This window comes from Pseudomonas sp. GM21 (assembly GCF_000282215.1).
GTDB lineage: Bacteria > Pseudomonadota > Gammaproteobacteria > Pseudomonadales > Pseudomonadaceae > Aquipseudomonas.
Window position 1 is genome coordinate 14598 of record NZ_AKJS01000016.1, and the last position, 13998, is coordinate 28595.

The 13998-nt window shown below is 57.4% G+C and carries 11 protein-coding genes; 10 read left to right on the forward strand and 1 reads right to left on the reverse strand.

Going from position 1 to position 13998, the window contains the following annotated elements; translation table 11 throughout:
* Positions 1 to 93: 93 nt before the first annotated feature.
* The 9 genes from PMI22_RS25495 to PMI22_RS25455 all read left to right on the forward strand — a co-directional run bounded on the left by PMI22_RS25495 (position 94) and on the right by PMI22_RS25455 (position 11186).
* On the forward strand, positions 94 to 1263 hold the full coding sequence (locus tag PMI22_RS25495) for an acyl-CoA dehydrogenase family protein (protein ID WP_007943153.1): 1170 nt from the start codon (positions 94 to 96) through the stop codon (positions 1261 to 1263).
* A 9-nt stretch (positions 1264 to 1272) separates the two neighbouring features.
* On the forward strand, positions 1273 to 2385 hold the full coding sequence (locus tag PMI22_RS25490) for an acyl-CoA dehydrogenase family protein (protein ID WP_007943154.1): 1113 nt from the start codon (positions 1273 to 1275) through the stop codon (positions 2383 to 2385).
* 367 nt (positions 2386 to 2752) lie between these two features.
* A complete protein-coding gene (locus PMI22_RS30265) occupies positions 2753 to 4048 on the forward strand; it encodes a CaiB/BaiF CoA transferase family protein (protein WP_007943155.1) in 1296 nt (431 codons plus the stop codon).
* Entirely contained in the window at positions 4045 to 5280 is a 1236-nt protein-coding gene (locus PMI22_RS25480) for a CaiB/BaiF CoA transferase family protein (protein ID WP_007943156.1), read from the forward strand. The genes PMI22_RS30265 and PMI22_RS25480 overlap by 4 nt, the downstream gene beginning before the upstream one ends.
* 9 nt (positions 5281 to 5289) lie before the next feature.
* Entirely contained in the window at positions 5290 to 5874 is a 585-nt protein-coding gene (locus PMI22_RS25475; protein ID WP_007943157.1) for an FAS1-like dehydratase domain-containing protein, read from the forward strand.
* Complete coding sequence (locus tag PMI22_RS25470) at positions 5871 to 6302, forward strand: hypothetical protein (protein ID WP_007943158.1); 432 nt, start codon at positions 5871 to 5873, stop codon at positions 6300 to 6302. The genes PMI22_RS25475 and PMI22_RS25470 overlap by 4 nt, the downstream gene beginning before the upstream one ends.
* A 100-nt stretch (positions 6303 to 6402) precedes the next feature.
* Positions 6403 to 7716 carry a phenylacetate--CoA ligase family protein gene (locus tag PMI22_RS25465; RefSeq protein ID WP_007943161.1) on the forward strand — a complete coding sequence of 438 codons (1314 nt, stop codon included), beginning with the start codon at positions 6403 to 6405 and terminating at the stop codon, positions 7714 to 7716.
* A gap of 417 nt (positions 7717 to 8133) precedes the next feature.
* Positions 8134 to 9792, forward strand: a complete 1659-nt coding sequence (locus tag PMI22_RS25460) for a DUF1302 family protein (protein WP_033048753.1) — start codon at positions 8134 to 8136, stop codon at positions 9790 to 9792.
* Between the two features lie 14 nt (positions 9793 to 9806).
* Positions 9807 to 11186, forward strand: coding sequence for a DUF1329 domain-containing protein (locus PMI22_RS25455; RefSeq protein ID WP_007943163.1), 1380 nt, complete (start codon positions 9807 to 9809; stop codon positions 11184 to 11186).
* A gap of 168 nt (positions 11187 to 11354) precedes the next feature.
* Here the strand turns inward: PMI22_RS25455 and PMI22_RS25450 are convergent, their stop codons facing one another.
* The gene (locus PMI22_RS25450) at positions 11355 to 12263 is read right to left on the reverse strand and encodes a LysR family transcriptional regulator (protein WP_085984690.1); all 909 of its coding nucleotides are present in this window, start codon (positions 12261 to 12263) and stop codon (positions 11355 to 11357) included.
* A gap of 340 nt (positions 12264 to 12603) precedes the next feature.
* Between PMI22_RS25450 and PMI22_RS25445 the strand changes: the two genes are divergently transcribed.
* Positions 12604 to 13803: a CaiB/BaiF CoA transferase family protein gene (locus PMI22_RS25445; RefSeq protein ID WP_007943165.1), complete on the forward strand. Its 1200-nt coding sequence runs from the start codon at positions 12604 to 12606 to the stop codon at positions 13801 to 13803.
* Positions 13804 to 13998 lie beyond the last annotated feature (195 nt).

The window sequence follows — 13998 nt, forward strand, 5'->3', positions numbered from 1 at the left end:
ATTGGTGATGTAAAAAGTCGTTTTTTGTCCTTCATGCCAAGCCTCGCATTATAGATAGTGTCATATCAATGCACATAACAAGAGAACCCTAGGATGATTACCGATCTCAGCGATCAGCACCTGCGCTTCCGTGATCGTGTGCGGGCCTATATGGCCGAGCAGATGATGACGGCCGATTTCGAAGCCGAACTCAGAGACCCTCACTGGGGTCATGGTGGTGGCCCGATCTACTGGCGCAAGCTTGAGCAATTAGGCCGCGATGGCTGGATCAAGATGTCTTGGGCCAAGGAGCTGGGCGGCGAGGGTGCCGATCCGGTCGAGCAGTATATTCTGGTCGAAGAATCCAAGCGCGCGGGCTTTCCCTGGCCGGCTCTCTCGGCGAACTCTATCGGCCCTATGGTTGCTCGTTACGCCCAAGGCGAAGTACGCGAAGAGGTCGTGGGTCGAATCCTGTCGGGTTCCGCCTACCTGGCCATCGGCTATTCGGAACCCGGCGCAGGCAGCGATCTGGCCAATCTGCGTACCCGGGCGGTTCGCGATGGCGATGATTGGGTCATCAATGGGCAGAAAATCTGGACCAGTTGCGCCTCTTTCAGCCAGTACATCTGGCTGGCCGCACGGACCGACCCTGATCCGGCGAAGCGCCACAAAGGCATTACGATCTTCCTGGTACCAACCAGTGCGCCAGGGTATTCCTGCACAACTATCCATACCTTGGGGGTTGATACCACCACGACCTACTACCAGGACGTGCGCATCCCCGACAGCTATCGCGTCGGTGAACTCAATGGTGGCTGGTCGCTGATCACCTCACAGTTGAATCTTGAGCGCTTGTCCCTGGTCAATTATGGCTTCGTCGCCATGCTCTTTGACCAGACCATGACTCTGCTCAAGACTCATGAAGACTTCAAACACCTGCTGCAATTGCCGTGGGTACAGCGCAACCTGGCGCTCGCCAAGGTCAAGCTCGAAGGGCTGAAAATGATGTGCCTGAAGGCACTGTGGGTAATGAGCAACGGTGGCAGCGGGATGGTCGAGGCTTCGTCGACCAAGGTGTACGGCTCGCAAGTCTATGTCGAACTGGGCCGCCTGATGGGGGAGATCATCGGTTCGCAAGCCATGCTTCGTGAAGGTTCGGACGTACTGGTCAGTGGCCTGCTGGAGAAATGGTATCGCAGGGGTAGCGTGCTTACCTTTGGCGGTGGCGCCAATGAAATTCAACGGAACATTATCGCGCAGGCCGGCCTGAAACTGCCTCGTTAGGAGATTTGTATGGATTTTTCCCTGAGCGCCACCCAGCAACAGCTGGCGGACCTGGCGACGCGATTGTTTGCTGATCAGGCGAGCCAGCCACGTCTGCGGACTCTGGATGCCAACGGTTACCATGACACCGAACTCTGGGCCAAACTTGCCGAGATGGGTTTGCTGGGTGTGCACCTCACCGAAGAGCAGGGTGGTGTAGGCGAAGGCTTTGAAACGCTTTGCGTGTTTCTCGAACACGCCGCTCGGGCCGTGGCCCCAGTGCCTCTGCTAGAGGTATTGGTCGGCGGCGCGTTACCGCTTCAGGCATTGGCTGACGCGCCTGTGCTTGAGGGGTTGTTGCCGAAGCTGGCTGCTGGTGAGGTGGTATGCACCAGCGCCTTGGCTGAAGCCCGACAAATTGACGTTCTGGACGTCAGCACCCGGGCTGAATGGGTAAACGGCCAGTGGCGCCTGTCTGGTTGCAAGCAGCGTGTGCCAGTGGCGGATCAGCCTGGCGTGTGCTGGACCCTGGCGCGCTATGCCGATGGTGTTGGTGTGTTCCTGTTTGACCTGCAGGCGACGGGTATCGAGCGTCAACAGCAGACGGCGACCAGCGGCGAGTACGTTTTCACGCTTACTCTGCAAGAGGTGTCCGCCAACCTGCTGGTGGACGCTTCGGCCACGCCGGCGTTTGTCGACAACGCACAGTTACATCTGCTCGCCGCTACCACGGCGATGGCGGTTGGCGTGTGCAGCACGATGACCCGCATCGGCGCTGAATACACCTCGGAGCGTGAACAGTTCGGACGCCCGATTGCCACATTCCAGGCGGTTGCCCATGCGCTTGCCGATTGCCATATCGACAGCGAATGCTTACGCGGATTGATGGAGCAGGCAGTCAGCCGTCTGAGTCAACCAGGTGATACGGCATCGGCGACTGAAGCGGTACTGGCAGCGAGTATCTATGCCTGCGAAGCGCTGCACCGCGTCAGCCAGGCGGTTCAACAAGTACACGGTGGTACAGGTGTGGATCGTGACTACCCGTTGTTTCGCTATTGCCTGTTGGCAAAGAAACTCGAGATGGTCCTGGGTGGGCAATCGGCGCTGATTGCTCGTCTTGGCGTCATCCTTGCCAATGATTGATGCGACGTTTCACCAAGCGTTCTAGCTAGACCAAAACATGACTTGCCAGCGAGAAGCCAACCCAGGGGTTTCTTGCTGGCTAGTCATGTGCGGGTGAGCGATCGAATTGAACCCTCGCATTGGCACCAGCAACCCCCCCTTCTCGCAGCACCCTTGCTCGATAGTCAGCGCTGGCATTTGCGCACGCCAGGACGGCTGCCACCCGTCTGCTCATCAGTACCTCCGACTTTTTTGTTGACCGTCTCCAAATATTGTGTGGCTCATACATATTATTTGTATTATGTATGTGATTATTCTGGCTTTGGCTGCTTGCCATTAGCATGCTGGCATTCGGCGTTTCCTGAGCCTTTCCTGGAGGTGCGGATACATGACAGGCTTTTTGTCGCCTTACCGAGTACTTGATCTATGTGATGAGCGCGGTCTGCTCGCCGGGCAAATGCTTGCGAAGCTGGGAGCTGATGTGGTTCAGGTCGAGCCGCTCGGGGGCTCTACTGCGCGGGGAATCGCACCTTTTTCCGACGATGCTGCACCAGGAGACAATTCCTTTTTCTGGTCTGCCTATGCGGCATCCAAGCGCAGCCTTGCACTTGACCTGGATCGCCCAGAAGGGCGTACGTTGCTTGGCCAGCTGCTTGAACAGGCGGATTTCCTCATCGAATCCGCCGATCAAGCGCAGCGCCAGGCCTGGGGCCTGGATGTGGATGAGATCAGGCTGCGCTACCCTAAACTTATCCATGTCTCGATATCCGCGTTTGGTCGCGAAGGGCCCAAGGCAGATTATGCCGCAAGTGATCTGACCATCTGGGCCGCTGGCGGCCCCCTGTTACCCAGTCGAGATGGCGTCCGCCCGCCAGTACGCATGAGTATCGGCCAAAGCTGGTCCAATGCGGCCTCCGATGCCGCCGGTGGTGCGTTGCTTGCGCATCATGCAAGGTTGCGCAGCGGACGTGGCCAGCACGTGGATGTGTCTGCTCAACAATCGGCAGCGCTATGTACGCTATCGGCGTCGCTCGCAGCGCCAATAGGGCATCCGGACTTTTCAATCCCCGGCGCCGCACGGCCGGAGCCCAAGCAAACGGCACCGAAAAAGCAACTTGACCTCAGTGGCAGTGGCGCGCGCACCCGTCGTTCAAAGTGGACGGTGCTCGATGGTCTTGTGGAAATGCACATAGGTCTTGGACCGGCAGGTGGTCGGTTCGCCAACAATCTGTTTCGTTGGCTACACAGTGAGCAGGCCTGTGATAACGACATCGCGGCCTGGGACTGGATTACTTTGCCCCAACGCATACTGGCCGAAGAAATCAGCGAAGCCGATCTGGAGCGCGCGCGCACGCAAGTGGCGGCCTTTTTTGCTCGTTTCACCAAAGACCAACTGATGGAAAAGGCTATTGAGCATCGCCTGCTGTGTGCGCCCATCGCCTCGACCCAGGATCTGCTCAATAGCCGGCAACTTGCAGCGCGGGAATTCTTCGAGACGGTCACCGAACCTTCTGGCGCTGAACGTACGTTGCCGGGCGCATTCGTTACGGGTGTGAACCCCGGCACCGTCGCACTCAAACCGGCACCCACTCTGGGTCAACACAGTGCTGCGGTGTTGCAGGACTGGTTGGGGTTATCGACTGAGGCGATCGCTGAAATCAAGGCAAAGGGAGTGGTTGTATGAGTCCTGTGAATCAATCTCCGGCGCTGGAGGGTTTGCGCGTCCTCGATTTCGCCTGGGCCGTGGCCGGTCCGGTGGTGGGGCGGGCGCTGGCTGATTTTGGCGCGACGGTACTGCGTGTGGAGTCAAGCCAGCGGATCGAAACAGCACGCATGATGGGGCCGTTTCCTGGCGGAAAACTCGACCTGCAGAAGTCCGGTCTGTTCGAAAACTGCAATGCCGGCAAGCTCGGGTTGACGCTGAATCTGACCCGGGAAGAGGCCAGAGACATCGTTCGTGAGCTTGTCCGCGATTGGGCCGATGTGGTGATTGAATCATTTGCGCCGGGGCAGATGCAGTCATGGGGTCTGGACTACGAGCATTTGTCGCAGATCAAGCCGGAGCTGATCATGGTCAGCTCATCACTCATGGGGCAGGCCGGCCCGTGGTCCGGCTTTGCCGGTTTCGGGAATGTCGGTGCCGCGATTTCCGGCTACCAGGCGATCGTCGGCTGGCCAGATGCTCCGCCGGTAGGGCCGTTTGGCCCTTATACGGATTTCACAGCGCCCCGTTTCTCGTTGGTGAGCCTGCTGGCGGCGCTTGATCACCGTCGCCGCACGGGGCAGGGGTGCTGGCTCGACGTGGCCCAGGCGGAATCGGGCATCCAGTTTCAGGCGCCCTACATTGCCCGCTGCGCAGCCACTGGTCAGAGCGTCACACCGCAAGGCAACCGGGACGAAAGCATGGCCCCCCATGGCGTGTTTTGTTGCACATCGCTTACACCGAATGAAGAGGGTTGGGTGGCTATCGCGGTACGCGATGACAGCGAGTGGCAAAGGTTTGCAGCACTCCTGGGATCGGAGGCTGGCGATCCTGTCTTTGCCACGCTTGCGGGGCGCAAGGCCCACGAAGAGCAGGTTGAACGACTGGTCTGCGAATGGGCCGCTACACAGACGCCGCTGCAAGTCGAAGCAGCCCTGCAGGCGATCGGGGTGGCCGCTCACAACGTGGCATCCTCCCATGACATGGTGGCCGACCCGCAACTTCAGGCGCGTCGGCATTTCATTACGCTTGCGCATGAATTGATGGGCGAGACCACCATCGAAAATGCCCGTTATCAACTGTCGGAAACCCCCGCACAGCAACTTCGCGCGGCGCCTCATTTTGGTCGAGACAATGAACAGGTGCTGGGGGAGTTTCTCGGCTATTCAAGCGAGAAAATCCATGCGTTGGCCCAGGCCGGTATTTTGAAGTGAGGGCATGCCTTGAGTGACGAATGGAAAGATGCCTGGCAGCCGGTGATCGATCGTATTGGCGAGAGCCTGACGTCAGAGGATGTGAAGTGGGCGCCTGATCTGGTAGAGGCGGGCGCCATCCGACGCTGGCTCGAGCCACTGGAATTCGACTGTGCGCTGCATGACGATCGCCAAGTGGCGCAAGCCCAGGGTTATCTTGATGTTGTGGCGCCAATGACCAGTCTGGGCACCTTCGCGGCGCCCCGCTTGCGTTCCCCAGGCTCAAGCTTGTTCACCGAGGCCGACCGCAATGCCCAGCCACATGTGCGCTCCTTGCGCCCACCATTGCCGGCAGAGGCGCCGTCGGTCAGCGGCTACTTCGCGACTGACATCGAGTTTGAATTCCTGCGCGCAGTAACGGTTGGCGAAAGACTGGGGCGGCGCGGTTTGCGCCTGGTGGCCTGTGTCCCCAAGGAAACCAAGGTAGGACGAGGCGCATTCGTTACCTTCGAAGTGGAAACTGTTTCCTCGCTGGGGGATGTCGTGTCGCGCATGCGTTACGGGCTGTTCTGCTACAACCCTCATCCAGAACCCTCTCTTGGAACCGTCTCATGAATCAACGCTTTTGGGATGATGTGCATGAAGGCGACACGCTCAAGCCCCTGGCGTTCCCACTGACCGTTTACCGACTTGTGGTTGCAGCCGGTGCTAACCGCGACTTCAATGCGATTCATCACAACTCGGAATTTGCGAAGGCCTCAGGTGCTCCGGAAATCTATGCCAATACCCTGTTTTTGCAAGGGATGTGGGAGCGTTCTGTCCGTGAGTACATTGGCCTGGCTGGCACCATTCATACGCTCAGCGGGTTTCGTATGAAGAGCTTCAACTGTGTCGGTGACACTGTGACGGTACATGGCAAGGTCAAACGCAAGTGGCGTGAAGACGATCGTCACTTGCTGGAGATCACGCTTTGGTCGGCCAATAGCCATGGTGTATCGGTCGGGCCGGGTGCGATGGTTGTCGGCTTGCCCGTGCGAGGTTGAGGTCGCCAGCGCAGGCCGACTGTTACGCTTGCCGGGCCCGGAGTTGCAATAGCTCATTCATATATCGTTGAAAGCAACACAACAATAATAAGGACTATCCATGAGCAGAGTAGATGACGACAGGTTCTTCGACCCGGTAATAGAGACAATGCCGCGTGAAGAAATCGAGCGACTGCAGGAGGCCCGCGTCCTGCAATTGTTACCTTACGCCTATAGCCATTCACCACTGGTGCGCGAGGTGTGGGACGCAGCCGGCGTCAAACCCGAAGATATTCGCACTCTGGCTGACTTTCGGGAGAAAGTGCCCTTTATCGACAAAGACATTATTCGCAATTTCCGTGACCGCCATGGCGACCCTTACGGTGGGTTGGCCTGTGCGGCTCCACCGAAATTGCGCGGTGTCGGTTTCACCTCGGGAACCACCGGCGACCCAACGCCCTTGCCGCGCTCGGATTTCCATGTGGCGATTGCAGGGCTCAAGCGCGAACTCTGGCACATGGGTGTACGCGCTACCGATTATTTTACCTATGCCTTGTTCACCTTCCGCGAAGGCATGATGACCGATAGGTGGCTGGACTCGGGCATGCGGCCGATCGCCCTCCAGCACTCGCCGGACCAAATGCCATATCTGGTGCAGGTTTCTCGGCAGTTTCGCCCCAAGGCAATGTTCATGCTCTCCACGCCATTGGTCATGGCCCTTGAGCACTATCAAAAGAACACCGGAGATGACCTGCGCGAGGCTTTTTCTTCGTACGGTGGTGTTGTATTCGGCGGCGAGCAGGTTAGCCCGCATTGCCGTCAGGTTGTCGAAGCCTGGGGGCTTGAGATCTTCGAGCTCACTTCGCTTGGCGACATCAGCACCGCCATGGAGTGCAAGGCCCATGACGGCATGCATGCCTGGGAAGACCTGGCGATGATCGAGCACCTGGATCCGTCCTCAAATGCTTCGGTGGCTGACGGCGAGCGGGGGGAACTCGTGGTAACCGCATTGCTCGATGATGTGGCGCCATTGATACGCTATCGCACTGATGACTTGATACGGTTCACGCGTAAACCTTGCACTTGCGGACGCACCCACGGGCGTTTTAAACCGATCGGGCGTAAAGGTGATGAGATGTTTATTCAAGGGCGTTCGATTCTGCCCGTGGATATTTTCCCACTGATGGAACAGTTTCCTGAAGCCCATGCCGGCCTGTTCCAAATGGTGCGGCCGCAGCGTGAGATGGATGCCCTGACTTTGCGCGTCGGATACGACGAAAGCGCATTGACCGATGGCGCCCAGGCGCTGGGCGCACGTATTGCCGACACGTTGACATTGACGTTGCGGGTGCCGGTGATCGTTGAAACGGTCAGCAACGAATCACTGCTGAAAAGCGGTCCACCACATAAAATTCCGCGGGTCGTGAAAGCTTGAATAAAGTACATCTCTCGTCAGCCGCAGCCCTGATGGCTGTGTGTCGGTCATTGTCGTGGGGCGTCTGGCGTGCGCCTTGCAGGCCCGTCTCCTACGGCTAAATCGAGATCACCACCACCTGCTAGGAACTTCTCAAGGCACATTTGACGCGCACGCATCGTTGCTCACACAGCGGTGGGTGTGCGTTTTTTCGTCTGAAATCTTCCCGGGCCTAAATCGTTGTCGGACAATGGTCGAAATCGTGTTGACGATTAATCAGGTATAGGATTAGGATGATTAACACGTTAATTCGACATTCCTGGCGATTTCCGGGAGAGGTAGAAGACGCTGAGGGCCGAAGTCAGGTCCTGCTGGACCCAAGCACTAAACACAAAAACACATCACTTATAAAAATCTAGAATGTTTTGGGGGCTTTGAATGAGTAATGGCAGGCTTTTTCGTCGACAACTCGATTGTCGTGCAGCAGTTCGGTGGGCGAGCATTTGCATGGCTGCTGGAGTAATACTCCCAGCCGCAGCAATGGACTTCGACACGGGTGTCGACGGCCTGAGCGCACGCTTTGACAATACGTTGCGTTATAACTATGCGCAGCGGGTGGACGGCATTGACAATCGCATCGGACGCTCGGCAACCGCAAACCAGAGTGATTATAAGTTCCATTCAGGGGATAAAGTCACCAATCGCCTGGACTTGCTGTCAGAGCTGGAAGTGGACTGGAAAGAGACGGTCGGGATGCGTGTGTCGGGGGCCGGATGGTACGACAATGCCTACGATGACGATTCGGTAAAGAAAAACCCTGCATTTCCCGGTCAAACCAGCTACGACAACAACCGTTATTCAAACTACACCGATCGCTACTACCATGGCCCGTCGGGTGAGTGGCTCGATGCCTTCGCCTATACCAACTTCACCATCGCCGACCGGCCATTGAACGTGAAGGCGGGTCGTCATGTGGTTTACTGGGGTAACTCGCTCTTCACTCAGAGTGGTATTTCCTATAGCCAACACCCGATCGATGGGGCCAAGTCCGCGTCGACCCCGGGTATCGAAACCCGCGAAACCTTCCGGCCGCTCAATCAGATCTCTTCGACTGCCCAGGTCACCGACAACGTCTCGGTCGGCGCTCAATACTATCTGGACTGGGAATCCATTCGCATTCCAGAAGGCGGTACCTATCTGGGCAGTGCGGATTTCCTTCTTAATGGTCCGGACAGGTTTGGCGGGTTTTCGCCTTTGGCTGGCCTGCGCGTTGGAGATTCGCTGGGTCCAGACCACAAGAGCGGTAACTGGGGGCTCTCTACCAAGATCACCATACCTGAGTTCAACGCCTCGACTATCGGTCTCTACTACCGTGAGTTCGACGAAAAGAACGGCTTCTGGGTGACGCTTGACCCGCAGAACCCTCGCGCCCTGCGTGCCGTGTTCCCACGCGATACCAAGCTCATCGGTGTGAGCCTGGACACTACGGCTGGGCCATTCGCCATCGGTGCTGAAATCAGTACCCGACGTAATGCCGGCCTGAGCACTGTAGGCTTTTCGCGCACCAACGAGGGTGCTCGGGGTGATACGTGGCACGGCTTGGTCAACACCATCGTCGGCCTGCCGAACAGCCCGTTGTGGGATACCGGTACGTTCGTTGCTGAGGTGACTTACGACTATCTGGAGAAGGTCACCGAGAACGAAAATCTGTTTAATGGTGAAAACACCAGGAACTGCCCACTGGGCAAAGAGGCTGGTTGCGCCACGCGTGATGCGTGGGGCTTCAACATGAGCCTTACACCTCAGTACCTGCAGATATTGCCGGGTGTCGACCTCAACGTCCCCTTCACATTTGGTGGCGGCTTGTCAGGTAACACCGCTGACTTTGGTGGTACCAGCGAGGGTGCATTTACCTATTCGGCCGGTCTTTCCGCAGACATCCAAAAGACTTGGACCACTTCTTTGGTGTGGGCTGACTCCACTGCCGACATTCACGGCGGTGTGGGTGCCAACGGTGTGAGCACTGCTTACGGCGCTGGCGCTTGGCAGACCACCGACCGTGGCCGAGTGACCTTGACCGTTAAGACTTCCTTCTGAACCAGGAGCACGACATGATCATTTCACCAAGAATAATGGTTGCGACACTTTCGCTCGCCGTTGCGTCGGCCGCTTTTGCCCAGCCTACACCAGAAGAAATCAAGCAGTTGGGAACCACCCTGACTCCCTGGGGTGCGGAAATTGCCGGGAACAAGGAGGGGACTATTCCCGCCTATACCGGTGGGGTCAAACCACCACCTGGCTCGAGCCCGGGCGAAAGCAAGCCAGTGGATCCGTACCCTGGTGAAAAGCCGCTGTTCAGCATTACCAACCAGAACCTGGACCAGTACGCCGACAAGCTGACCGTCGGCACCAAGGTACTTTTCAAGCGGTTTCCTGAATACCGCATCGATGTATACCCTACGCACCGCAGCTTTGGGAGTTTGACGGACGCCCAAAGCAAGGCTGCGTTGGCCAACGCCAATAACCCGCAATGCAGTACATCGCCTGATGGTGTCGGGTTGCGTGGGTGCTGGGGAGCTACCCCATTCCCGATTCCGAAAACCGGTTATGAAGCCATGTGGAATGCGCTGACTCACCAGACGGGGACTTACACGACGCGGATGAGAAGCTATTTTGTCGACTCCAGCGGCTCCCAAATCATGACCAACGATGGTGAGCTTTTCTCGGATTACCCATACTGGGATCAGAAGGTAACCCCTTATCAAGGGGCTGGCGAAACCTATTACCGGTTTATTACCAAGACCGTTGCACCCTCTCGTGATGCGGGTCAGAAAACCCTGATCTGGTACCCGTTGGCGGCGGAAACGGAGGCCCAACGCACTTGGTCCTACACCACAGGTCAACGCCGCACCCGTCTGGCACCTGAACTTAGCTACGACACACCGGCTGCATCACTGTCCGGTGCAATGAACTACGACGAGATTGGGCTTTTCGCTGGGCGCATGGACCGGTTCGATTTCAAACTGGTCGGGCGTCAAGAGATGTACGTGCCTTATAACCAGTATAAATATCTGAGCATGAAAACCAGTGATGTGCTGGGCAAGCAGTTTGTCAACCCGGAAGCGGTGCGCTGGGAACTGCATCGAGTGTGGGTTGTCAAGGCGACGCGCAAGGCGGGTGTGCGCCACATCGCTGCCGAGCGTAACTTCTATATCGACGAGGACTCCTGGACGCTGATGGCATCAGATGCCACCGATGATGCGGGCAAGGTGTTCCGGGTGGGTTTATCCAACACCAAAAATCAGTATCTACGACGCGCAGATGGCACCGCCGGCATGTGGAACAGTGTCGTGACCACCTACGACCTCAACAAGGGACAGTACCTTATGAGCAGTATGGTCAATGACCCTGAGTGCTATCTGAAAATGACCGAAGGCAAACCCGACTACACCTACCGTTCGGAATCGATGGCCGGTACCGGCGTACGCTGATTCACCTGCTTGACCTTCAACCGCAGTTCAGATCTTTCTGAACTGCGGTTTTTTTTTGCGCCAGGCATGGTGCATGCGCGTAAGCGCAAACCAGCCTGGCTGTGGTGACCTGGTTGGGATCTTGTTGGTGACTTGGAGGTGAACTCATCTACAGCCAGCCACGGGACGTTATTGCGCTGAGAACCTTGTGGCAAAACTCCGGGCAGCCTGCCAGAAGCTGCGTCGTACCACGCCTAGCGAATTGCTCTTCAGTCGCGCCACTTGTAGCCAGCAGCCGTCGACATCAAGGACGCGGACACAGGTATGGCCTGATGGGGCGACCGAGCCGCCCAATGCAGTGGCCAGGGCAATGCGAACAGGCGTATCGATGTCTTCGCTGAGTGTTCGTGCCTGCAGATTCAATTCGGGAAAGTGCCCGATGGCCACCTCTGCCGCCAACGCCTGAGTCACCACATCGTCATACAGCGCCGGGTTCAATCGCCGTGGAAACACCGAAAGTGTTCGTCCCTCCAGTTGTGCCAGGCGCACACCCGGCACAGCGGCAAGCGGATCGTGTTGGTCCAGGATCAGCTCGACGTACACCGGGCAAATCGACATTTGGTCAACAATGGCTGGGTCCAGGTCAAAGGTGCCAATAAAAAAGGCGAGATCGAGAATGCCTTGTTGCAAGCGTCCTATCAGGCTCTCCGAAACGCTGTGTTCTACTGATATGTCGTTATGCGCACCAAGCTTGGCGTCTTGCATGATCTTCAAGATGACTGCGTCAACGCCGCTGGGAGGCAAGCCGATGTGCAAGGTGTCCTTGGCCCGGTTGGCTAGCGTTGCGACTTGAGCCAGTACCATAGCAGTCTGGTGGCGCAAGGGCGCTGCGATTTCCAGTAACTCAGCGCCCCAGGGGGTCAGATCCAGTCGGCGACCTGAGCGATCAAGCAAGCGTACCCCCAGTTGTTCTTCCAGCTTGCGCACCTGAGCCGAAAGCCAGGGTTGCGCCACGCCCAGCTCGCGTGCAGCCAGAGTGAAAGAGCCGGCTTGGGCAACGGCGGCAAACTCAATCAATAAGCGTGTGTCTTTTATCATGGTCGGGTTGCCTGAGAAGGTCGTTGCGCGGGTTCGCTCCTTCTGCGCTTGCAGCTTAGTCTGTTGAATCGCGTGTGCGTTGACAATCATTAATATGATTATTGTCGATATGCATTCTGCACGTACGGGCTGCATGTCGACTCATTGAGGGAGGGTCAGCATGATCACGTCAGGTGCAGGTGTTCATGCCGGCCGCCGCGCAGAATAATGAATTCTTATGATTGCGTGATTTTTCTTATTCGACTGAATCGCTTGGGGCGCTGAAAATCAGGCTGGCTCTCACACATAACAAAACCAGCCACCTGTGCACTGCATATGGCCAAGCTGGATGGAGGATGCAATGTACGACGTCATGAAAGGGATCAAGGTCATTGAAGTGGCCGAGCACACCTTTGTGCCGCTGGCCGGCATGGTAATGGCGGACTGGGGCGCCGATGTCATCAAGGTGGAGCGGGCCCAGGGGGGCGATGCTTCCCGGCACATCAAGCTGCCGGGGACCGATGGTTCGGTCAATCCTTACTTCGAAGTCGGCAATCGCGGCAAACGCAGTATCGCGCTTGACCTGACCCAGCCAGAAGGTCGGGAACAACTGTACCGTTTGCTTGAGACTGCGGACGTCTTTCTGACCAATATGCGCACTGATGCACGCTGCAAACTTGGCATCGAGGCGGAAACGTTGATGGAGCGATTCCCTCGACTGATCTACGCACGAGGGACTGCCTACGGCCTGCACGGGGAGCTGGCGGATGCGGGAGGGTTTGATTACCCCTCTGCCTGGTGTCGAACTGGCGCCGCTCACCTGCAAACACACTCAGGTGAGGTGCCGCCTTGGCAGCCAGGCTCGATTGGCGACATGACGGGCGGGATGACCCTGGCCGGTTCCATCGCCGCTGCGCTATTTCGGCGTGAGCGAACCGGTTGCGGTGCAGTCGTCGACAATGCCTTGCTGATGATGGGCACTTTTCTGATGTCGCAGTCGTTACTAGCCGTCGGAATTGGCGCACCGCCCTTTGCCACCCGCCCACAAGAGACGCCGATACTGGCACTGACCAATAACTACCGCACCCGTGATGGGCGTTGGTTGAATTTGTGTGTGCTCTTTGATGCGTGGTGGCCCGATCTGGTGGCGCACCTTGAGTCGCCGGAACTGCTCGATGACGTGCGTTTTGCCGACGGTGCAGGTCGCCACGCCAATCGGGACGCGCTGACGGCAGAACTCAACCGTATTTTCGCCCGTCGAGACCTGGAGGATTGGAGTAATCGCCTTGCTACCCTCAAGGGGGTGTGGTCGCCGGTCAAGACGCCTGAGGAAGCGTTGGTCGATCCACAGTCCTTGGTCAATGGCTTCATCAGCACGGTTAATGGCGACAATGGAATCACCTACCAGGCTGCGGTCTCGCCCGCGCAGTTTGATCAACGCCCCATTGGTGAATTACGCGCCGGCCCGCGTTTTGGCCAGCACACCGACGAGGTCCTGCGTGAGCTGGGGCTTGACGACGCGCAACTCGCCGAGCTTCGCGCACGCTCGGCAATCCTCTGATCAGCCGTAGCCCCAATGTTTTTGCCTCGGGTATCGCATAAAAAAGAGCTTTCATATTTGGGCTAATTAGATTAATCATATACACAATAAATTCGCGCTGGTTTGGCTTGGATGTGACCTGCTGATCCAGTGCGATATTTTGTAGCGCCGACGGACAGTGTCTGCTTACTCGCGATGATGCTGTGCACTCAATGA